Origin of the sequence: uncultured Paraglaciecola sp. (assembly GCF_937123705.1) — a bacterium.
In the GTDB taxonomy this organism is placed as follows: Bacteria; Pseudomonadota; Gammaproteobacteria; order Enterobacterales; family Alteromonadaceae; genus Paraglaciecola.
Map to the genome: position 1 here is coordinate 42,196 of NZ_CAKZKO010000139.1, position 22,199 is coordinate 64,394.

General features: G+C 40.5%; 22 protein-coding genes. 12 read left to right on the forward strand and 10 right to left on the reverse strand.

The window, feature by feature from the left end; all coding sequences use genetic code 11:
• Nucleotides 1–29 precede the first annotated feature (29 nt).
• From Q0688_RS18635 to Q0688_RS18650, 4 genes are all read right to left on the reverse strand, one after another.
• The gene (locus Q0688_RS18635) at nt 30–1,148 is read right to left on the reverse strand and encodes an aminotransferase class V-fold PLP-dependent enzyme (protein WP_299080587.1); all 1,119 of its coding nucleotides are present in this window, start codon (nt 1,146–1,148) and stop codon (nt 30–32) included.
• A 2-nt stretch (nt 1,149–1,150) separates the two neighbouring features.
• Nucleotides 1,151–2,326, reverse strand: coding sequence for a monodechloroaminopyrrolnitrin synthase PrnB family protein (locus Q0688_RS18640; protein ID WP_299080590.1), 1,176 nt, complete (start codon nt 2,324–2,326; stop codon nt 1,151–1,153).
• Between the two features lie 117 nt (nt 2,327–2,443).
• Complete coding sequence (locus Q0688_RS18645) at nt 2,444–2,848, reverse strand: hypothetical protein (protein WP_299080593.1); 405 nt, start codon at nt 2,846–2,848, stop codon at nt 2,444–2,446.
• Between the two features lie 187 nt (nt 2,849–3,035).
• Nucleotides 3,036–3,350: a DUF2956 domain-containing protein gene (locus Q0688_RS18650; protein ID WP_299080596.1), complete on the reverse strand. Its 315-nt coding sequence runs from the start codon at nt 3,348–3,350 to the stop codon at nt 3,036–3,038.
• Between the two features lie 193 nt (nt 3,351–3,543).
• On the opposite strand from Q0688_RS18650, the gene Q0688_RS18655 reads away from it, so the two are divergent.
• Nucleotides 3,544–4,053: a prepilin-type N-terminal cleavage/methylation domain-containing protein gene (locus tag Q0688_RS18655; RefSeq protein ID WP_299080599.1), complete on the forward strand. Its 510-nt coding sequence runs from the start codon at nt 3,544–3,546 to the stop codon at nt 4,051–4,053.
• Between the two features lie 203 nt (nt 4,054–4,256).
• Here Q0688_RS18655 and Q0688_RS18660 read toward each other — a convergent pair whose 3' ends face one another.
• Complete coding sequence (locus tag Q0688_RS18660) at nt 4,257–5,042, reverse strand: phytanoyl-CoA dioxygenase family protein (protein ID WP_299080602.1); 786 nt, start codon at nt 5,040–5,042, stop codon at nt 4,257–4,259.
• 112 nt (nt 5,043–5,154) lie between these two features.
• On the opposite strand from Q0688_RS18660, the gene Q0688_RS18665 reads away from it, so the two are divergent.
• Nucleotides 5,155–5,415, forward strand: a complete 261-nt coding sequence (locus tag Q0688_RS18665) for a Rho-binding antiterminator (protein WP_299080605.1) — start codon at nt 5,155–5,157, stop codon at nt 5,413–5,415.
• 108 nt (nt 5,416–5,523) lie between these two features.
• A complete protein-coding gene (locus Q0688_RS18670) occupies nt 5,524–6,528 on the forward strand; it encodes a YhdH/YhfP family quinone oxidoreductase (protein WP_299080608.1) in 1,005 nt (334 codons plus the stop codon).
• A gap of 18 nt (nt 6,529–6,546) precedes the next feature.
• On the opposite strand, the gene Q0688_RS18675 is transcribed toward Q0688_RS18670, so the two are convergent.
• The gene (locus tag Q0688_RS18675; protein ID WP_299080611.1) at nt 6,547–7,779 is read right to left on the reverse strand and encodes a vanadium-dependent haloperoxidase; all 1,233 of its coding nucleotides are present in this window, start codon (nt 7,777–7,779) and stop codon (nt 6,547–6,549) included.
• A gap of 209 nt (nt 7,780–7,988) precedes the next feature.
• Between Q0688_RS18675 and Q0688_RS18680 the strand changes: the two genes are divergently transcribed.
• Nucleotides 7,989–8,699 (forward strand): helix-turn-helix domain-containing protein, encoded by a 711-nt coding sequence (locus Q0688_RS18680; protein ID WP_299080614.1) that lies wholly within the window; start codon nt 7,989–7,991, stop codon nt 8,697–8,699.
• Nucleotides 8,700–8,733: 34 nt separating this feature from the next.
• On the opposite strand, the gene Q0688_RS18685 is transcribed toward Q0688_RS18680, so the two are convergent.
• Nucleotides 8,734–9,960: a threonine/serine exporter family protein gene (locus Q0688_RS18685; protein WP_299080617.1), complete on the reverse strand. Its 1,227-nt coding sequence runs from the start codon at nt 9,958–9,960 to the stop codon at nt 8,734–8,736.
• A gap of 319 nt (nt 9,961–10,279) precedes the next feature.
• Here Q0688_RS18685 and Q0688_RS18690 point away from each other — a divergent pair, with 319 nt between their 5' ends.
• A complete protein-coding gene (locus tag Q0688_RS18690; RefSeq protein ID WP_299080620.1) occupies nt 10,280–11,071 on the forward strand; it encodes a PhzF family phenazine biosynthesis protein in 792 nt (263 codons plus the stop codon).
• A gap of 66 nt (nt 11,072–11,137) precedes the next feature.
• Here the strand turns inward: Q0688_RS18690 and Q0688_RS18695 are convergent, their stop codons facing one another.
• The gene (locus Q0688_RS18695; protein ID WP_299080623.1) at nt 11,138–11,653 is read right to left on the reverse strand and encodes a hypothetical protein; all 516 of its coding nucleotides are present in this window, start codon (nt 11,651–11,653) and stop codon (nt 11,138–11,140) included.
• Between the two features lie 332 nt (nt 11,654–11,985).
• Here Q0688_RS18695 and Q0688_RS18700 point away from each other — a divergent pair, with 332 nt between their 5' ends.
• The 5 genes from Q0688_RS18700 (at nt 11,986) to Q0688_RS18720 (ending at nt 16,961) form a co-directional block, all read left to right on the forward strand.
• Nucleotides 11,986–13,806: a fasciclin domain-containing protein gene (locus Q0688_RS18700; protein ID WP_299080626.1), complete on the forward strand. Its 1,821-nt coding sequence runs from the start codon at nt 11,986–11,988 to the stop codon at nt 13,804–13,806.
• Nucleotides 13,807–13,946: 140 nt separating this feature from the next.
• Nucleotides 13,947–14,510 carry an LON peptidase substrate-binding domain-containing protein gene (locus Q0688_RS18705; RefSeq protein WP_299080629.1) on the forward strand — a complete coding sequence of 188 codons (564 nt, stop codon included), beginning with the start codon at nt 13,947–13,949 and terminating at the stop codon, nt 14,508–14,510.
• A gap of 152 nt (nt 14,511–14,662) precedes the next feature.
• Nucleotides 14,663–15,277 carry a sigma-70 family RNA polymerase sigma factor gene (locus Q0688_RS18710; RefSeq protein WP_299080631.1) on the forward strand — a complete coding sequence of 205 codons (615 nt, stop codon included), beginning with the start codon at nt 14,663–14,665 and terminating at the stop codon, nt 15,275–15,277.
• Nucleotides 15,274–15,975 carry a ChrR family anti-sigma-E factor gene (locus Q0688_RS18715; protein ID WP_299080634.1) on the forward strand — a complete coding sequence of 234 codons (702 nt, stop codon included), beginning with the start codon at nt 15,274–15,276 and terminating at the stop codon, nt 15,973–15,975. Before Q0688_RS18710 ends, Q0688_RS18715 begins: the two co-directional genes overlap by 4 nt.
• A 26-nt stretch (nt 15,976–16,001) precedes the next feature.
• Entirely contained in the window at nt 16,002–16,961 is a 960-nt protein-coding gene (locus Q0688_RS18720; protein ID WP_299080637.1) for a DUF523 and DUF1722 domain-containing protein, read from the forward strand.
• A 144-nt stretch (nt 16,962–17,105) separates the two neighbouring features.
• On the opposite strand, the gene Q0688_RS18725 is transcribed toward Q0688_RS18720, so the two are convergent.
• Together Q0688_RS18725 and argE are read right to left on the reverse strand one after the other, a co-directional pair.
• Nucleotides 17,106–18,578: an EAL domain-containing protein gene (locus tag Q0688_RS18725; protein WP_299080641.1), complete on the reverse strand. Its 1,473-nt coding sequence runs from the start codon at nt 18,576–18,578 to the stop codon at nt 17,106–17,108.
• A gap of 302 nt (nt 18,579–18,880) precedes the next feature.
• A complete protein-coding gene (gene argE, locus Q0688_RS18730) occupies nt 18,881–20,026 on the reverse strand; it encodes an acetylornithine deacetylase (protein ID WP_299080644.1) in 1,146 nt (381 codons plus the stop codon).
• 349 nt (nt 20,027–20,375) lie between these two features.
• On the opposite strand from argE, the gene argC reads away from it, so the two are divergent.
• Nucleotides 20,376–21,398: an N-acetyl-gamma-glutamyl-phosphate reductase gene (argC, locus tag Q0688_RS18735; protein ID WP_299080647.1), complete on the forward strand. Its 1,023-nt coding sequence runs from the start codon at nt 20,376–20,378 to the stop codon at nt 21,396–21,398.
• A complete protein-coding gene (gene argB / locus Q0688_RS18740) occupies nt 21,395–22,198 on the forward strand; it encodes an acetylglutamate kinase (RefSeq protein WP_299080650.1) in 804 nt (267 codons plus the stop codon). The genes argC and argB overlap by 4 nt, the downstream gene beginning before the upstream one ends.
• Nucleotide 22,199: the final 1 nt, after the last annotated feature.

The following is a 22,199-nucleotide window of genomic DNA, read 5'->3' on the forward strand; positions in this document are numbered from 1 at the left end:
GCGGGGATTGTAAGGTAAAAGGCTAGTGACTAAAAGTGTTGTTTCACCACATCAATAAAGTGTTGAATATCATCGCTATCATTATATATATGCGGCGAAACCCGCATGCCCAAGTGACGCGCATCCACACTGATATTGGCTAGGGATAGCGCGTCCATAATCTTAGTTTGTTTATCTTTAAAATCTAAAATCACTGTGCCGCTGCGCGTGCCTGTATTTAGTGGCGACTTTACTTCTGCGTCAAATTCATTGACCAGCAACTCAATCATCTGTTGATTATGCGCTCTCACCTGATGACTCCCTAAAGACGCAAAGTAGTCAATAGCATGGCCTGCCAAAGCAAAAGGGGCAATAGAGGGCGTACCGCCCCAAAACTTCATAGCAGATTGATGATAACTAAAGTGATGGATATCAAATTCAAAGGGATTTTCATGGGAAAACCAACCCACATCTTTGGGGTGGCATTGCTCGATAATAGCAGGATTGACCCACAAATAAGCCGCACCTGGGCCACCACATAACCACTTTACACTGGATCCCAACATAAAATCCGGGCGAGTGTGCTGAAGATCTAAAGGAATAACGCCAGCAGATTGGGCAATATCCAAAACCGACACTATCCCCAACTCTTTAGCCAGCGTAATCACGGTATTCACCGGAGCCAGTTGCCCAGTGTTTGAATAGGCATTGGATATAAAGACCAGATCAACATCATTAACTAAATGTTGCTGCCACACATTAGCATCGGTAATGTCTAGCTCTTTATCTATAAAACGGATTTCGGCACTTTTTGGTAGGGCTTTTTGTAGCGCGAATCCCATGCTAGGAAAGTCAATTTCGCTCATTAGAATAACCACATCATCTTTATTGAGCGAAGCAAGGGACATCACAATTTTTGTGAGGCTACTGGATAAATTAACCTGTGGGCAAAACTGCTCTGCTGGCGCGTTAAACAATGCACCCAAAGCCGTTTGAAACCTTGTAATAATCTCTAACCAACTTGCCCAAGGCTCTTTGCCTGACTGTTGCCAAGGGCATAAAAAGTGTTCTTTAAAGGCTTGTTCGAGCGTCTTTAAAGGCCGTCCGACTGAGTGATTCAGCAAATAGTGACTGTCAGCTAACAAAAAATCTTGTTTAAATTGGCCCATAGTTATTTATCTACGAGTGTGCTTTTTAAGGTTTGAATATCGGCGTATCGGGTGCGAATATCGTCTCGCTGATGGGCCGCACGCCTGTCTCGTAATTTTTCTAATTCGTCTAACAATACATGTAAGGGCGGACCACTGGCGGTAATTTTGTCCATATGTTGCTGGGCGATACCTGCTGAAGGTTTACTGATGTAGCGTTCAACTAATTGATTATGGTGCTGAATGGCCGTTTTGCCGTGGGCTTTACATACATCCAAAAATAAACCTAAGTTTTGTTGATACCATGACTGTTGCTGGCAATCCTGTGCATGTAAAAAGTCTTCCATTAAACTGGTACTGCGCATACATTCACGCAGAATTAATTGATCTTCTGGCATCATATATAAAAACTTATCCACCAGCATTTGCGAATAAGAAGGTTCATTGGCAAAACATAACCCAAGCTGTAAATCGATAACGTTAATGCCAGCAAAATCCCCCGCATTGGCACCTCTGTAGATTTCCTTGCCTACACGATAGGGCTTGTAATAAGGGCGTACACAATTAAAAAAGCGATCGGTATCCAATTTATTAAACAACAATTTATTGGACTCGATGACATCTTTTAGTCCTTGCTTAGCCGCTAGTAATAAATCCGCTGTGATGGGATGAGAAATACCAAGAGGCTGTATTTTTATGAGTGCATCTGCGGCACGTTTATAGGCCAAAATGCCCTTGGTGTTGTAATCGATAAATACTTTTTCATCTTCCAAGTGAGTAAATTTTTTATATACGCCATTCTGCGCTTTATTGTGTGTGGTTAAATGAGCGGTAGCAAAACGCGGCGTCACTCCAATTGAGGCACCAATATGCATGGCAAGTGCCGAGGCTTCTATTAAAGGCGAAGACTGCTCTCGTGAAGGCTCGGTAATTTCATGACGACGACAGGCCGCCATGTATAGCCCCACATTGCCTAATAAATCAAAAGCATTATCAAAGCCATTGTCGGTATTGCCTTCATCCAATAGCGGTAATATTAAGGATCGGCCTTGATCTTCAAGTTGTTGCTTGAGTTCGCTTCCAATACCTTCAACATTGGCCTTGTCTTCTTGTTGCCAATAGAGATGTTCAAGCTCGGTGTTGAGATCACAAAAGTCGGTTCTAATCCATTGTTCAAATGCTTGGGAGTGGGCTGTCACGTTTTATCCTGAATGGGAAGTAAGCTAAATTATTATGGTAATAATCATGTTAGCAGAATCATAAAGCTGTCACTCGCCAAATCGCAATGTTGAGAATGAAACAAGTTGTGGTAATAACTAGAAGATCGCAGCTCTTGATTCAATTACTTCCTCAAATGCAACAACATAATACCCTTCCAAAAGCCCACTTCTGTGTTCAGTGTAAACTTTAAAACGCTTGATACCTTGGTGTTTTGTCATAATATTAACAGTCACAATAACAAAATTGTTGTTGCCTAAGCCACTGGATTCCATACTAATTTCCCACAGCCTTTCAACTACTTTTTGATACTGAGGATCGGGATAAGCTGCTTTCCACCAATGCTCTTTATCGGGTATATCTAATATATTCCAGCCTATAACTTCAGTAAAACTAGGATTTATGTACACAATGGGATGATTTAAAGAGTCTTCCACATTTTCTACAACAATTATTGGAATGGGCAACATATCAAAAAATTTAGTGGGAATAGGCTTAGGCAAAATGGCCCCTTTCAAAAAGTATGTCTATTTATTATCAATATGGCTAATTGGGTTCTCAGATTCCTAACTGAAAGATCTCGTTCTAACGTCTTTAGATAATAAAGATAGACGACTTCCCCTAATAATATACCCTATTTCGTATAACCCGTTACTGAACACCTGACTCTGCAAATACTGGCTTTGAAGGCTAAAGAGCAAAATAAACAAAAAAACCTAACCAACTTAAAATCAGCAATATCCAAGGCAAAGGTTTTATATACCTGTTAGTGGAAACTGTATTTTCCGTTACGGTATTTTTATTTTCCCGCTGTTTTGTTTGCTGTTTGCGTTGCTTATCTAGTTCGCGTAGTTTTTTATTCTGTTGCTTTTTATATTCGGCAATGCCTTTTTCAATGCCTTGGGCAACCAGTTTAGTTTGTTCTTTGGTTTGCTCTGGTCTTTGGATCCCCTTGGCTATTTTCAAGGCCTGAGTTGCAACTTCTGGTGATACTTTGTTTTTCATTTTTCACTTAATCGATTAAAAACGTTGATGAATTTTAGCAGTCAAATTGCCCCAAGTTCGAGTTGTTTGATTTTGATACTAATACTCCAATTTTTATACGTAAATTAGACTTTAGGGGAATAGCGTGAAATAGAGAAAATTATTAAGCTTAGAACCATAAATCATTTAAAACGAAATATTTGAGTGAACATAGATGAATAGAACGAACCGAGGTTTTACTTTAATAGAACTGATTATTGTTATCGTAATTTTGGGAATATTAGCAGTTGTTGCTGCCCCTAAATTTGTCGATCTGTCATCAGATGCAAGAATAGCAACACTAACTGGGTTAAGTAGCCAAGTGAAAGCAACAATCACTTTAGCTCAAGCAAAAGCAAGGGTTAAAGGACTCAAACCTGTGGCTACCAATCCTAGCGGCAATGGCAATCAAGAGGGCTATGTGGTTGATTTCGGATTTGGCAGTGTTGAAGTGGATTTTCGCAACCTATGCCCAGAAAGCAGAGGAGAAATGGAAGACAGGCTAACCATGCTTGATTTTATAAACCTATCAGACGAATTTGAGACCCGTATGGACAACCAATATACTTTGATAGGTTATACAGTACCTAATAATGGGACTCCCACAAACCAAGGTTGCTATATTATTTACGACTCGTTTGGGGAGCCTAATTGTACGGTAGAAATTGTTACCACTGATTGCTAATCAACAGTCGAAATTATTCAAAGGTTCAATTTTTTGCTTTAAGAAATATAGGATGTTGGCATTGGAAAGTGGATCCCCGATAAAAGCACTCGGGAATGACGAGTAGGAGTAGCTGTCAGGATTGACGAGTAGGAGTAGCTGTCAGGAATGAGAATTGGGGTCACACTTGAGAATGACGGGCTGGGGTGTATTTTTTCTTTGAGTCATAATTCTTTGGTTTTTAACTGCATGGTATTAGTGAATAGTCTTGAGTCGGCGATTTTGTTGAGCATGGCAATACTGGGCAAACAGTCGTCGTCCACATAATCAGCAAAATCAGCGGCTGAATCGAACACTAAAATATCTAAGGCTAATCGGTCCATGCCGTACAAGCCTCGGTGGATCATATCCGCCGAAAACACTAATAAATCACCAACAGACAACGGTATTTTTATACCGGTAGATAGGTCCTCGCTACTCTCCCTACCCTTTTCTTCTTGGCGCACATTAAATTCTTCTTCATTATCCCAGCGTTTATGGGTTTCTGGCACCAACTCCATGCCGAGTTCGTCGAATAATGGCACCCGAAGGTGGAGGACTTGGGTTTCTTGAATGGCTTTTTGTTGGCCTTCGATGTCGTGATCGTACTGACAGTCTCTATGCCAAAAATCTTTTTGCAGCGGGTTAACCGGATTAAAAAACAACTGGGTATTCATAAAAGCCGGTTGGTTAGGAATAAGCCCATCCACCACGGCCATCATTTTTTTTGAACTGATAAAATTAAACAGCTTTAATCTATCGTCAGTTGATAAATACTGGCTTCCGGTAATAAGTGAAGAGTTAAACGCTTCTTCGTGATAAAAAGTAGCGTGGTCTATTTTCCACAAATCATGAAATTTTAAGATAGTTTTTCTAAGGGTTAAAATTTCAGGCTGGGTAAAATACTCTCTTAGGACAAAATAACCTTGACTATCATATTGGTTTTTTAGTTTTGCTAACTTACCTACCATTAATGCCCTTTGCCTCTTGTTCGTTTACAAAAAATGTATGATTTTTTAGTTAATTATGAATGAAATAAAGCGCATTATATATCACTCTTAGAATGAGATTGACGAGGTAAAAATGAGCGACCCAATCTTAGCTTGTCATTTACATGACTATCTAGAAATAGCGTGCCTGTATAACATCGAGGTAAATTTTACCTTAAAAAGTGGTGATATTTTAACAGGCTTGCCTCGCACCACCGAGATCCGTAAAGGTGTAGGTGAATGCCTGATATTTAGGCAAAATGCCTGCAAAGAGGATACCGCGATACCTGTATTGTCTTTAAAAACCATGCAAGCGATATCTCACAATATGCATTTTGATACTGTCGATTTCTAATTGAGGCGGCTGCCATTTTGCTCACGACCAGCCACCTGCAGTGCTAGCCCTAACTATCTGCATTTGTTAGAGTTATGACACTCATCACCCTTCAAAGAGTTGCTATCCATGTCACAGATGAATACCTTTAAAGCGGTATTGGTGGAAGAAACTGCCGACAAACAATTTACCGTAAACATTAGCCATCGCTCAGTGAATGACTTGCCCAATAATGACTTACTTATTCAAGTCCACTATTCATCGTTAAATTATAAAGATGCGTTATCTGCAAGTGGCAATAAGCGAGTAAGCAGTCACTTTCCTCATACTCCAGGAATAGATGCCGCTGGCGTGGTTGTAAGCGATAAATCCGGTACTTTTTCGGCTGGAGATGAAGTATTAGTATTTGGTTATGATTTGGGTATGAATACCCCAGGCGGCTTGGGACAGATGATTGCTATCCCTGCCGACTGGGCTGTGAAACGCCCGAATAACTTATCTTTAAAAGAGGCGATGATCTACGGAACGGGCGGGTTAACAGCTGCGCTTTGTGTTCAAAAACTAGAAAAAATGGGCGCGCGCCCAGAAGATGGTCACGTTGCAGTCACAGGCTCAACCGGCGGTGTGGGCAGTATTAGCATTGCCTTGCTTAAACAACTGGGCTATAGCGTGGTGGCCTTCTCTGGTAAAGCCGAGCAGACAGATTATTTACTATCGATTGGCGCAGATGAAGTATTGCATCGCGATGTGCTCAACCAAGTGGCTGACGTGCCTATGGGTAAAGAAACATGGGCCCACGGTATCGATACCTTAGGCGGCGACTACCTAAGTAACTTATTAAAACAAATAAAATCGGGTGGCGGTGTATCGGCCTGTGGGTTAGCTGCCTCTGACTCCTTTTCATCAACCGTATTTCCTTTTATTATTCGCGGCGTCTCTTTACTTGGGGTAGATTCAGTTTATATCCCACTTAGCGACAAACAACATATTTGGAATAGAGTGGCAACTGATATGAAGCTGCCAAACCTGCAAGATTTATGTGAAGAAATATCATTGCAGCAAGTACCTGAATATCTACAGCGTTTTATGCAAAATAAAGTAGTAGGCCGTTATTTGGTTAATTTGTTGAATTAATAACGACCCCACTTCTTACTAGTTTTTGAGGTATTTTTCTACGACGAACTCACCTATTTTTTCGCCCATTGCACTGCCAATATCCGTAGACGTCCGATAGTGAACGCCATCATAAATTCGCGCATCAGACACTTCTTGCACAAAGGCTTCTATGCTTGACCAACTGCGAGTTGCACCTTTGGCAGTATCGCTATTTGTGGTTAGCAAAGGCATCTTACCGTTGCCCACTTCTGCTTTCAAAATAGCACCTACTGTTCCCGCCACCACACAATGAGCACATGGATACTCAGGATGCATAGGAGTGGGAATAAATGGTGTCCACCCCTCACCTTTTTCAGTGGCATCATTTCCATCAATATCACCATTACGGATTGCTGTAATGGGCCGCCAAAAACCGTAATGATATTTTGCATCAAATACCGAGAGCATCGCGTCATCAATTGCTTGTGTAATCTTTGCAAATAAACGAGCATTCTGAGTTACGCTTCGTCCAGCTTGATTCGCCACCGAATGTACAACACCATGATAAATAGGTGGCAACGTTGCTTCCCAAAATTTTGCCATATCGGTTTGTTGCTGATTACGTTTGCTACTGTTTTTAGCGCCCATCAATTTAACTTCTTCATAGTCCTTTGCCCATTCTTTGCTATTTAAAGCAGGTGGAGGTCCAGGCCTAAATTGAGCAGGGCTGTTTAACAACCACGGCATCCTATTTGGCCAATGAGGAACGGCTGGAATAGCAGTAGGTACGTAAACTCCAGCTCTTGTATATGGTCGATAAGTTTCTGCAACTTCAGCACCATCGAAGTTTCGTGCTGCCAAAACCAATTCGGCAGACTTTTTCCCGATTGCAGCTCCCGCTTGCTTTGCTTTTCCCTCAGGTAAATGACTCAAGGCTTGCAAATAGGCGGTTTTGATTGCGTCCTGCTGGTTAGGTAATAGCTTTAACAACGATGTATAACTCGCTGCAGCAACGGCGGCCTCAACAGATGCTTCATGATGGGCATTCAGTTTAAAACTACCATGGGGATACTCTTGAGTGATAGAGTTTACCGATGCGTAAACGGCAGTATGCACAATAGCCATCACTCGGTTGGCTGGAGGTGTGTATAGCTTCGAATTGACTACAATATCTCGCGTAATTATATTCCATTCGGATACCACATCGGCTTGACTAGAAAAACTCGTTAGAAATAAGATCAAGTAAGAAATCCGTGAGCCTAGATAACCGCTTTTTTTGATACTAATCATAATAATGTCCTTCTTTTGGATACGGCATTAATTTTCACAAACTAAGTATTTCACTTAAGTTAATGCCTAGATAGTCCAGAAACTGTACTTAGGCTAACTCTCTGCAAGGATGTTAATTTAACATTACTTGCAGTACAAAAAACGTACTACAAATTGTAATTTACACGTGATAGTTTAAATACTTCACTATTGAATTAATGAGAAAACACATGAGTTCTGATAGAAGTTACGGTCAATTTTGCCCACTGGCAATGGCAGCGGAATTTTTATGTAATCGTTGGACTTTGTTAATCCTAAGAGAATTACTTTTAGGTTCTCACTCATTTAACGATATCAGTAAAGGTGTGGCGAGAATGTCGAGGACATTACTGTCTGAGCGTCTTAAAGAATTAACAAAACGAGGAATAGTGAGTAAACAAGTTTCAGAGAAAACACCTCACGCAGAATATCGACTCACTCAAGCTGGGCAAGCATTAAGTAGTGTTGTGTTCAGCATGGCCGATTGGAGCCAAGAATGGCTACAAATAGAACCGTCATTAGAAAATATAAGCGCAGATCACCTAATGTGGAGTTTACGACGTAGTGCTCGCCATCACTCTTCGCTACCTAACCCGTTTATAGTCCACATTTATCTTTCAGACCAAACTAAAGAAAAACAAAATGCTTGGTTGGTTTTCAAAAATGAGCAAGTAGATTTATGTATTGTTGATCACCAATTCAATGTTGATGTACAGATAGAGGCAAGTACTCGAAATTTGACATGTGTATACATGGGTTGGACTGACTTTAAAGAAGCCATCAAAAATAAAGAAGTGATTTTTCGAGGCCCAAGTCAATACACTAAAGTAGCTCAACAATGGCTAGGAAGAAGTCGCTTAGCCAACATTAAAAAGCAGCCTAAAGAATTACAGGTGTCGTAAGATCTAGAAAACGTTGTAAACGACTCTCATATTTTTACAGTGCTTTTCTTGTAGGCATTACCACATTAGCAAATATCAACCCTGCCACCAGCGACATCAATATCAAAAAGGTTTCCTGCCCTATGTGATCGGTTTTGATGATGTCTTGGCCTGAGATAAACGAATTGAGTCCAATATAGGTTTTTGAACCCGGCACCAACACAATTAAACCATGCATAGCCACTATGGTAGATGGGGCGTTGGCAATCCGTGAAAATGCATTAGCAAACACACCCAAAGCAAATGCACCCACAAAGGCACCCAGTCCATTTTCAAGATAACCAGAACTCCAGTTAGATACGGAAAACGCAATAAAAGTAGAGGTGATTGCCCAAGGCACGTGCTTCATACGGGTTCGAAATATCGCAACCAACCCCACACTCAGCATAAATACTCCCAACCAGTGCACCCAAAAAGGTAAAGTGGCAGCCTGTGCTAGTTCTTGTTGACCAAATAATTGGTTGCCCAAACTTACCCCTAAAAATGCACCAAAATACAGTTTGAACAACTGCATGGTGGCGTCCATCACACGAGCGGTACCCGACACCATATTGCGTGACGATAATTCAGCCAATCCCATAGTCAATGACAAACCAGGCACCAAAATAATCAGTGAGGAAAGAATGACCAACCAGATATTAAAACCGGACGAGGAATAGTAGCTGATAGCACAAGCCCCAAAACCCACTGAAAAAGCGGCCACCGGCTCAAGCATTAAGCTAACGCGTTTTGAACGCAGCGCCCAAAGTGTCCATAAATAAACCATCAAACCCAATAAGCCAGAATATATAATTTCTAACCAACCTGCGCCCATCAACATAGCAAATGCGCTGGTAGACAAGCCAAACGCTATGCCAGTTAGCTCTTTGCCGTAAGGGCTTGGCATAGCATCAATGGTGGTTAATTGCCTATCTGCCTCATCAAGTGAAATATCGCCACATAACAACTTATATGCTAATTCATCGGTGAGAGACAAAGAATTCATATCCAGCTCACCCGGTTGCATACGTGCAGAGTGGTTATATTCCTCTTCGTGACGATCACTCCACAGCACTATAGATAGGGTGGTAGGTGTCGAGTTAAAAGACGCATGCAAGCCAAAGTGTGTGGCAATCTCGGTTAAATAGGCTTCTAGCCTAAATGATGGCGACCCGTACTTATGCAACATTTTTCCTAATTTAAGGATAAAACGACGTATTTGAATAAACTCTAACTTGTCCATTTCGCGATAACTTCAACTTTGCGGTAATGCTGATTATTCTTATCAAGCATATACTAGGGTAATAAATAGGGCGCGGATTTTAGAGATAGATCTTCTCAGATGCAATGAACATTTTATGACCATTTAAATTAGAATAACTAATGAATAAAACATTTAAATTTTACACTTTTGGTAAAAATAAAGCAGGTGGACCAAACCCAACAATAGTAAAAGGTTGTTGATTAATTTTTTTACCTTTAAGGGGCGGATTATAGCTTGATATAAGAGTCAAACTAAGCAAGAGTTACAGCCAAGATTTAGTTCACTTTACTTAGGGCTTATGGACATCAAAATTTATCAAGTGGATGCCTTTGCATCGAAAGTATTTGAGGGCAACCCCGCAGCTGTTTGCCCATTAGACTCATGGCTTTGTGACGATATATTGCAGAAAATTGCCCAAGAAAATAATCTTTCAGAAACGGCTTTTTTTGTACCAAATGGACAAGGCTTTCATTTGCGATGGTTTACTCCTAAAGAAGAAGTAGAGCTTTGTGGTCATGCCACACTTGCCGCTGCCCACGTGTTATTTCAACATCTTAATTTTACCCATAACACCATCGAATTTATGACCTTAAGTGGAAAGCTAGCTGTAAGTCGGGTTGCTTCTGGCTATAGCATGAGTTTTCCTGCGAGTGTTGCAACGCCTCTTGAACCTTCTGTTTTACTACAACAAGGCTTAGGCGTAACACCCAAACAAGTCCTCAAAGCATTTGATTATATAGTTGTGCTTGAGAATGAAGCACAAGTTAAGACGATAACTCCTGACTACTCAAAATTACAACAACTGGACTTAAGAGGGGTTGTGGTAACTGCACCAGGTGACGAGGTAGACTTTGTTAGCCGTTGCTTTTTTCCTAAGCTAGATGTAAATGAAGATCCTGTTACTGGATCGGCCCACTGCGAACTTGCTCCTTTTTGGGCAAAAATGTTTAATCGCACCAACCTAGTGGGAAAACAACTATCTCAACGAACTGGTATAGTCAATTGTCAGGTACAGGACAAACGCGTCATCCTACTAGGTCAAGCCGTGGATTACATGACAGGCACAATTACAATTAATGAGTCAATTTAATTAACTTATGGGGGCAGCGCATTTGATTTCTGGTGATTCATCTGCCTTAAATCCGTAAGTACCCCCTTACAATAATCGTTTCACTTGATTCAAGGCCGACACGGCAAACCCTTCATCATACATATACAGAATTATGCCTTTCTCATCCAGCAGAATAACTCGCGCATTGTTAGGGCTTTCATTTCCAGTAAAAGCTTGAATTTTATCACCATCTTTATAAACGGTTATTACACCTTTCCATAGCGATTTAGGTATACCTGCTCGCATACCATTATCGATAAAAGTGTTAAACATTCTTGGGAACATGCCTTGAATAGTTGGAATTTCGTACACATCGACTTGAGTATTGGTCATATCCAGACCGATAAGCCATCGATCAATATCAAATTGCGAGTTCTGCTTATATCCCAAAAGCAACAATGTTTTTTTGCCTTTAAAGTCTTCTGGGATATTTATTTGTATTTCTTCGAGGCTTTGGCCTTGAATCGAAGGAAAACTTTGCCCTAGTTGAGATTGATTTTGGTAATGACTACTACACCCCAACAACATTAGCGTACTGATCACCGCAAAAAAATAACGCATAAATAACTCCCAAAAGTTTAAACAAATAATTGAAACACCTTTAGCTTTACGTACTAAGCGGTCTAATAGTTCAATTACCTCATTTATAGAAAATCAAACTAACTCTCCCTTAATTATCAGTAAAAACACTCAAGCCATTGATTAACTTGCATTAAATGTCCTTACGCCAGCGATACAAAGCTTACGATTTTACGTCAAAAATCCTAATTAATACGTAGAACTTGTGCTTAAGATCACCATAAAAAATTAAATTTATTAACGTACATTTTTTATGATCTGTTTTCATTTTGCCCCCGTAACTTGCTTTGAATTTTAAAAATGAGGGAATCAAAGTGAAAAATTTAAAGACTTTCAGTATTACTGTTTTAAGCGTTTTATTTTTACAAGCCTGTGACAGCGATGACGACGATAAAGTTGTAGAAGAGGTCATGCCTAATACCATTGTTGACGTGGCAGTAAGTAACGGAAGCTTCACTACTTTAGTGGCTGCGTTGCAAGCAACAGGTCTGGATACCACCTTATCCGACCCTAATAGTGAATTTACGGTATTTGCCCCCACTGATGATGCGTTTGCATTACTTGGTCAAGAAACCATTGATGCGCTGTTAGCAGACACAGATACTTTATCTGACATTCTTACTTATCACGTAATTGGTAGTGAAGTTGACGCGGCCACAGCTATAAGTGCCGCGGGTACAACCATCGCAATGGTGAATGGTGATAACACTGGATTGTCTCTTGATGGTGACAATTTGCTTATCAACACGGCCACTGTAGTGACAACAGATATTCAAACAGATAATGGTATTATTCATGTAATAGATGCGGTTTTGTTGCCACCACAAGACATGGAGCCAGCAAACTTAAACATTGTTGAAACAGCTGTTGCAAATGGTAGTTTCACAACACTTGTAGCCGCTCTTCAAGCGACTGACCTGGATATGGTGTTGGCTGATGAGAGCTCCACCTTTACCGTATTTGCCCCTACCGATGCTGCGTTTGCATTAATCGGTGAAGACACCATCAACACTTTATTAGACAACACTGACGTACTAGCAGATATTCTATTACAACACGTAGTAGTAGGTGCAGCCGTGGATTCAGTGACTGCTTATTCTTTGAACGGAGCCAGCGTAGAAACAGCCTCTACAGCTCAAATTCCTGTAAACATTAACTCCTCTACAGATATGTTAATGTTTGGTGGCGCTAATATCGTTATGAAAGATATCTATACCACTAACGGCGTAATACATGTGATTGATGCTGTGATTGTAGCTGACGTTGCACTACCCGCTCCTGCTATGAGTTTAGTTGATGTAGCCAGCAACAACGGCAGTTTCACGACTTTAGTTGCTGCCCTAGGCGCAACAGGTTTAGATGCTACCCTTGCGAATTTAGATAATGATTATACTGTTTTTGCGCCGTCTGATGCAGCATTTGCAAAGCTTCCTGAAGGTACCTTAGACAGTTTAACCACTGAGCAATTAACTGACATTTTACTGTACCACGTACTACCTGGAAAAGTGTTAGCTGATGGCGCAATCGCGGTTGCTCAGTCAGCAGAAAATAAAGTAGAAGTCGCCAATGGCGATAACATAGCCCTATCTTTTGTTGATGGCACTTTATTTGTGAACGGCGCCAAGGTCAGTGCCGCCGACGTGATGGCTGACAACGGTATTATTCACGTTATCGACAACGTCATTATGCCTCCAGCTATGATGCCTACACCTACTCAAAACATCGTTGAAGTAGCCTTAGCTGATCCAGATAACTTTTCGACTTTAGTGACGGCGCTTTCAGCCGCTGGTTTAGTTGACACCTTAGCTGACGAATCTGCTACCTTTACTGTATTTGCCCCAACGAATGCTGCATTTGATGCGGTGGATTCAGATGCCTTAGCAGCACTGTTAGCCGATAATGCTGCCCTTACAGAAGTTTTGTTGACCCATGTTGTTAGTGGTGCCGCCTTAAGCTCTCTAGACGCATATGGTGCCAATGGAAAAATGCTAACAACGGCTTCAGGTAGTGAGATTGGTATTGCTGTGGACTCGGAAACGGGTATGTTAAAAATTGGTGGCGCCAATGTAGTAATTTCAGACATTTACACTACAAATGGCATCATTCATGTAATTGATGCAGTTATCCTAAACTAAGTCTTTATTTCCTCTCTATGTATTGAGTTACATGAGCCTTTGCCCCTAGAAACAGGGGCTTTTTTTTAAACTAGGGCCTGTATTCAATCAATCACAATGTCGCTATTCGATGGATATTAAAACGATAAAGATACACCAAAATGAATATCACCAACTCACCTATTATCCCCCTGCCAATCTTTCTATTACCTAACGGAATGTCACGTTTGAGAATAGTAGAGCCCCGCTATCTTAAAATGGTTAGAATAGCCTATGAGCAACAAGGCTTTGTGATAAAGAAAGTCAATAATCAAACCCAAGTATCAGATCCAATCTGGGGAAGCTGGGTACAGATAATTAACTTTCATCAAGGTAAGGACGGCATATTAGAATTAGATGTACAGTGCCAATCGTTAGTTACCATTACCTCTATTGAAGAAGATGCCGACAATCTGCAGTTTGGAAACATAGTTGAACAAAAGCATTGGTCACAGGAGCTAAAACAAATCAAGCGGCAGACCCTTTCAAAGCCATTATATGATCTAATAAACAAAGATGCTTTATTGGCAGAACTATACCCATACAATGCTAAACCTAGTGAAAATTGGGTGGTAGCGCGGTGGCTTGAACTTCTGCCTGTTAATCTACACGTAAAAGAAACCTTTATAAAACAAGACTTCGAACAGGCGAGGCAGTTTGTAGAATCAATTATTTTGCAAGAATAGAGCCTGTTTATCTTTGCTGTAAATAGGTATAGCCTCAACAAACCCTACTTAAAAAATTAATGTAATTAAGAAAGATGCAAATTTAAGTGATCTTAAGTATTTACCCCTACGTACTGACTACCATATTCAAAACGTAATTTGGTGTTAAAGCAATGCAAACAAATTTGCTAAGCGTTGTGACAAATGGTAAACCCTATCAAATGTCAGATAAAATCAATCATCCCCAACTTTGCCAATGGCTTGATGCTGTGGCAAATATTCGCGATAAAAACGCTTTTACAGAATTGTTTAAATTCTTCGCACCAAAAATCCAACGTTTTGCACGCAGCAAGTTTTCAAACGAAGCCCAAGCTCACGAAGTGGTTCAAGAAACCATGAGCAATGTATGGCGTAAGTCTCACCTTTTTAACCAAGACAAAGGTGCGGCCACGACTTGGGTGTATACCATAATGCGCAACGTAACTTTTGATATGTTACGTAAAGTTCAGAGCAATAAAGAGCACAATGTCAGCGACGATATATGGCCTATTTCTGAAGATATCGTTTTGGAAGAAGAGCCTTTTCAAGATCACCTAGAAAATAGAGAATTATTGGCAGTGATTGAAGACTTACCCGAGTCACAACAACAAGTGGTAAAGGGTTTTTACTTTATGGAAATGTCTCAAGAGCAACTTGCAGAGCATCTAAATTTACCCCTTGGAACTGTTAAGTCGAGGCTACGTTTAGCCCTTGGGAAACTCAAATTGCAGTTAGGAGAAAAACCATGATAACCCATCACCCTAAATTTGAGCTAATACATTCGTTTGTTAAGGGCGACCTACCAGCCTCTATTTCTGCTGGTATCGCTATGCATGCTGAATTGTGCCCTCAATGCCAACATCAGATAGCGCAACTTACCGATCAAATGGCAGAAGCCAGTTTTGAGGAGTCAAGCACAAGCGATGTGACAGCTTTATGCAGTGATAGCCAAGATGCCACAACTGAGGGTTATTTTGCATCACTTAACGCCGACGATATGATTGCTTCTATTACGCAGTCAGACGACCTTTTTGAGGCTAAACCGCAACCTCAGCAAACCGTTACTTTGAGTGATCAATCTTATGTACTACCAAAAGCCTTAAATAGTATGGAAGTGGGGAAATCCGCCAGTATCGGCCGTTTGTCACGTGCTCGTATTCATTTAGATGAAAACGAAATTCGCACTAGCTTATTACAAATGCAACCAGGTGGAAGTGTTCCTGAACATACTCATAAAGGATTTGAACTCACACTGTTATTAGACGGCTCATTTAGCGATGAAAAGGGCAAATATGTAAAAGGTGACTTCATTGTGCTAGACAGATCCCATCAGCATCATCCTGTGTCTGAAGAAGGGTGTCTGTGCTATACCGTTGTCAACGACGCGCTGCATTTTACCCAAGGTATCAATAAGTTACTTAACCCCATCGGTTCGCTAATTTACTAATTTCCCAAGGAAAACGAGAAGAAATCATGATACACAATGTTGAAAAGAAAGATCTACAGGTTGGAATTAGTGCCTGTTTAGTGGGTGAAAAAGTACGCTTTGATGCCAGCAACAAACCTTCAAATTTTTGTATCAAAGAGCTAGGCAAGCATGTTTCTTACCAAACGTTTTGTCCAGAAGTGGCAATAGGTTTGCCAATCCCTCGGGCCACAATACGCCAAATTAAAAACAATGATTTGATCAGTGTTGCCAGACCTGACGGCACGGGTGATGTCACACATGCACTTCAAGCTTATGGCAAAAAAGTAGCCCAGTTAACAAAAAACCTAAGTGGCTATGTATTTTGTGCCAAAAGCCCAAGTTGCGGTATGGAACGGGTAAAAGTGTATAACCAAAAAGGCAATGCCCTTGATTCAGACGGTGTGGGAGTTTTCGCAAAAGAAATCATGCAAGCCAACCCTTTATTACCTTGTGAAGAAAATGGGCGCCTAAAGGATCCCAATATTCGTGAAAATTTTGTAGCACGCGTTTTTGCATACAAACATTGGCAGGATGTTGAAGCTTCTGGGTTAACTAAACACAAACTTACAACTTTCCACAGCCAGTACAAATACACAATAATGAGTCACGACCTTATTGCCTACAAAAACTTAGGGCGATTATTAGCTAGAGCTGACTTACCATTGCAACACATGGCCACACAATATATATCTGGACTAATGGACGCACTAACCATTCAAGCCACGCGTAAAAAACATGCAAATACATTAGCGCACATTCAAGGCTACTTTTCTAAACAATTGCAAAGCAACGAAAAACAAGAGTTATGCCTGCAAATTGAAGCATACAGAAAAGGACTGATCCCTCTCATCGCGCCATTGACACTTATCAAACACTATTTAATGCAATTTCCAAAAGACTACATAGCCAATCAGTCTTACTTATCCCCTTATCCAGATGATCTAAAGCTCAGGTACGCTTATTGAAAAACATGGCTTAATTGGATTTTCCGAAACCATAGTATTAGGCTGCATAGCTAAATAATCTATACTACATACTGTAATGAATAATGATTGTTTGAAGTACAGAAAGGGCTACTCAGGCTCAGTGATTGCAACTACTGGGTCGAACTAGCTAAACAACTTGTCAATTGGAGTGGGTTTACTATATAAATATCCTTGCAACTGATGACAGCCACTTTCTTTTAATAGATTAGCTTGCTCTACAGTTTCTACTCCTTCAGCACAGACTTCTAAGCCTAACTGCTTACCCATTTCAATGATCGCTTTAGTAACTAACTTACTTTTGTTTGATTCTGTAATATGACCAACAAACTGCTTGTCAATCTTCAAGGTATCAATATTAATTTGTGTTAAATACCCTAATGAAGAATACCCCGTACCAAAATCGTCCAAGGCTATAGAACAATTTAACTTCGCCATATCTTCAAAAAAGATATTAGACGAGTCAAAGTTATCTAAGTAGACCGACTCAGTAACCTCGATCTCAATATTGCGACCATCTACATTATATTGTTCGAGCAATGACGCTATTTTGTTACTTAAATAGGCTTCTCTTAAATCAAGCGCTGAAAGGTTAAAAGATAACTTAATATGCGAACCATGCTGGCTAATAAAAGTCGACATATCCTTACATAGTGTCTCCAATACCCAAAAGGTGATCAGCGAGATTTTACCACTTTGTTCTGCAATTTGAATAAACTCATCTGGGGGAATAAACCCCAAACTTTTACTGTTCCAGCGAATTAGCGCTTCGTAACCCACAATTTCGTCAGCTCTGTTTACCTTAGCTTGATAAACCAATTGAAATTCATTTTCAGTGATTGCTTGGCCTAATGCGTTGGCAATATCTAACCTACGATTTTTTTCTTCCTTCATGTGGGTAGCAAAAATGATGTAATTACCCGGCCCAGAATTCTTAGCATGATAAAGCGCAATGTCGGCATTACTCACTAGCTCTTTAATATCAAAATCTGAATCAGAAGCCACAGTTATGCCGATACTGGCTGTGACCTCCAGTTGCCAAGAATCTATCGAATAGGGTTGTGATAGTGTTGTTGCTAAACGTTTAGCTATTTCATTGACTGTGACTTCGTGAAGATCGTTGTAAAACAGAATAAGAAATTCATCTGTTCCCAACCTTGCAATAATATCACCTTTACGTAACAAACTACGAGCGCGATTTGCTACTTCTACAAGTAATGCATCACCGGTTTTATGACCGTATGTTTCATTAACCCGTCTAAATCCGTCTAAGTCAAAAAACATCAAGGCTAAATCTCTATTGTCGCGCTTAGACTGAGCCAATATTCTTTCAAGGGTTTCCATAAAATATTTACGATTGGGTAACCCTGTCAAGGTGTCGTAGCGAGACATCCTACTCATCGACTCTTGAGCGGCTACTAATCGACGAGCATTCATGCGATTTAACTCTGAATCGGCATGAATTGATTCAAGCATGTCGTTAATATTGCGACCAACAACGGCTAACCCTGAACCAAGTTTTGGTTTAATACGCAGGCTGTAATCTCTGGTTTCTTTTACTTCGTGAATAAATGCAAATAAACCAAAAAAGGACTGCAAAATTCGGTGCACAAATAGGTGACTTAGACAATAACAAGCAGCCAACAGAGCAATACAAAAAATTCCAATTGCTAGGTAGTTTTTTTGAACAACTTGATGCGTGCCAGCATCTATCACGGATAAAAAAACCACAGTCGAAATCGTGCTGAACAAGCTAATGAAACACATAATGAACACAAATTTTAACTTGTTCGAATTTTTAGGCATGGGATTCCAAAATCTTCTTAAAAATTGGCATTTTCAAAATATAATAATACTTGCTCAAATACAATGTAAATCAACGGCTTAAACCTTCGATTGATTTAATAACACACTTTATTGATCCATTGTTGCAGAATTAATACAGTGGGGTTAACGTAATCTAGTGACATATACTCATCAGGTTGGTGGGCCTGCTCAATACTGCCTGGCCCTAATACAATAGTATCGCAACCAAGTTGATTGATAAAAGGGGCTTCAGTTGCATAGTTAGCACTTTGATATTTATTGCCTGTTAGTTGCTCAGCTATCGCCAATATATTTTGTTCATCACGACAAGCAAACGCTGGGGCGGTAGGATACATCAAATCCAAACTTAGTCGATTCGGATATTTCACAATAACTGGAGCGAGTGCTTCCTCAATCATAGTTAGGGCTTGCTCATCCTGTAATTCCGGCACTGCTCGCATATCAAAGTTGAGTTTGCAATGTCCACAGATACGATTTTCGCCATCACCACCATGAATATGCCCTAAATTCATAGTGACATGGGGCACACTAAAAGCATCATCATAAAAGCGATTTTTTAATTGCGTTTGTAAGTCCAGCAACTGGCCTATCGCCTGATACATTATTTCAATCGCATTGACGCCCTTGTCGGGATCACTTGAATGCCCCGCTTTACCCTGAATATTCAAACTCTGCGCAATATGCCCTTTATGCTTATAAATGGGAACTAATTCGGTTGGCTCACCAATTATGGCCATATTAGGCTTAATCAATTGTTGCTCGGCAAAAAAACGCGCCCCAGCCATAGAAGTTTCTTCATCTGCCGTGGCTAATATGTACAAAGGTTTACGCAATTTTTGCAATGGAATGGTTTTTAACGCTTCTAGAATAAAAGCGAAAAAACCTTTCATATCACAGCTACCTAGACCATATAACTTGTGATCGGCTTGCTTAACTTTAAAAGGATCGGTTTGCCATTGTCCTTCGTCAAACGGCACTGTGTCTGAATGGCCACAAAGTAGTAATCCACCTTCGCCGCTACCTATTTTGGCAAGCATATTAAATTTATTACGGGTATTGGGCACTTTCTGAATAGTTATTGTAAATCCAAGGTCACTAAACCAAGTCGAAAGAATATCAATAAGGGGTCTATTGGATTGATCTATAACTTCATCAAAAGCACTAATTGAAGGGCTTTCAATAATTGTTTTGTAACTCTCTAAAAATGATAAATTTGACACAGCAACCCACTTAAATAATTATTCACATTTATTGCATAAATATAAAGCCTATGACACACTATACACCAACTTGAATTGGCCGTGCGATAAATTGGTCAATTTGGAAAAATGGCCCTTACTTTAATTTATTTTGGTTAGTTAACCTATATGTACTTAATCTTTGTAAAAATCACATTCCACTTAATTTCCCTGCCTAGCTTCGCCAGCGTGTTGTATCGACGATAGTCGAGGTTGTCGCGTATAGCTCACTCTTTGCTTTAATCTATAATGTTTGGGCGAAGAGTGCTTTTTATTTTCAGATTTCACTAAATTTACACACTGCTCATGTTGAGCATACTGAGAAATATTTATGATCAAAACCTGTATTATAGGAGCAAGTGGTTACACTGGTGCCGAGTTATCGGCATTAGTACAGGGCCATAGTCAATTTGAGCTCGCCGCGTTATATGTATCTACTACTAGCCAAGATGCAAACAAAACACTAGGCGAGATCCATCCGCAGTTTTTTAATCAAATTGATTTGACATTACAGCCCATTGAGGAAGATAACTTATCCTTATTGGCAGATAATTTTGATCTTATATTTTTAGCTACACCCCATGAGGCAAGTCACAAATGGATGAAGCAGCTTTGCGGTAAAAAAGCCGTCATCATGGACTTATCCGGTGCCTTTAGAATAAAAGACAAACATACTTTCGCTGAATATTATGGCTTTGAACATCAGGCTGATGAACTACTTGACCAAGCCGTATATGGGTTAGCCGATTGGCATCAAGCTCAGATTAAAGATGCCGATTTGGTGGCTGTTCCCGGCTGTTACCCAACAGCTTCATTAACGGCTCTTAAACCGTTACAGCAGCATGGCTTAATAGATACTGCACATTTTCCAATTATCAATGCCGTTTCTGGTGTGTCAGGGGCCGGTAGAAAAGCCTCACTAAACAGCAGCTTTACCGAAGTCAGCTTGCAAGCATACGGGGTATTAGGCCACAGGCATCAACCTGAAATATCAGACTACTTAGGCACTGATGTGATTTTCACTCCACATTTAGGTAACTTTAAGCGTGGAATCTTGGCAACAATAACAATCAAAACAGCGATAAATGTCACTCATCAGCACATTTCAAATGCGTTTCAGCAAGTATACCAAGGCAATCCTATTGTTAGGCTTAGAAATAACTGGCCGAAAATTGATGATGTCGTTGGCACGCCTTATTGCGATCTTTTCTGGAAATTAGATGAAAAAACGGGCTATTTGGTTGTCACCAGTGCCATTGATAACCTATTAAAAGGCGCGGCCTCTCAAGCCATGCAATGTGCCAATTTACGTTTTGGTTATGCGTCGCATTTAGGGTTGGTGAATGAGCAATGAATCCTAGACATGTATTAGTCATCAAAGTCGGTGGCGCTTTTATGCAAAACCATGACGCAGCTATGGCATTACTCTCAGCCATTGCCGAATTACAATCACGTTATATAGTGGTGTTAGTCCATGGCGGCGGCGCTATGGTCGAGGAATTACTCGCGGCCCTTAATCTTAGTAGCGAAAAAATTAACGGTTTACGCGTCACGCCAAAAGAACATATGCCTTACATTACCGGTGCACTGGCAGGTACCGCTAACAAGCAACTGTGTGGTCTGGCGATACGCGCCGGTCTTAGTCCTGTAGGACTAAGTTTGTTAGACGGAAATATGTGTCATACCAAGGTTATGGATAAAAAATTGGGGGCCGTAGGCGCTGTTACTGCGGGTGATGCAACTCTATTAAAAGCCTTAGCCGCCACACAGATGTTACCAATTATCAGTTCTATTGGTGCAGATAACCAAGGAAACTTACTCAATGTCAACGCCGACCAAGCGGCTACTGTGATTGCACAATTACTTGATGCTCAGCTACTATTATTATCCGATGTATCAGGCGTGTTAGATGCTGAACAAAACCTGATTGAACAATTAAATAACAAACAAATCGAATCACTGATTGAGCAAAAGGTGATCCGCGATGGCATGATAGTCAAAGTGCAAGCCGCTCTAACTGCCGCCAATAGCTTAGGGCGCAGCGTCACAATTGCCAGCTGGAAAGATCCAAAAAAGTTACTCGGTTTATTACAGCAACAAAGTATTGGTAGCACCATTACGCCGCTATTAACAACACTCAATCACAAGGCTTAGT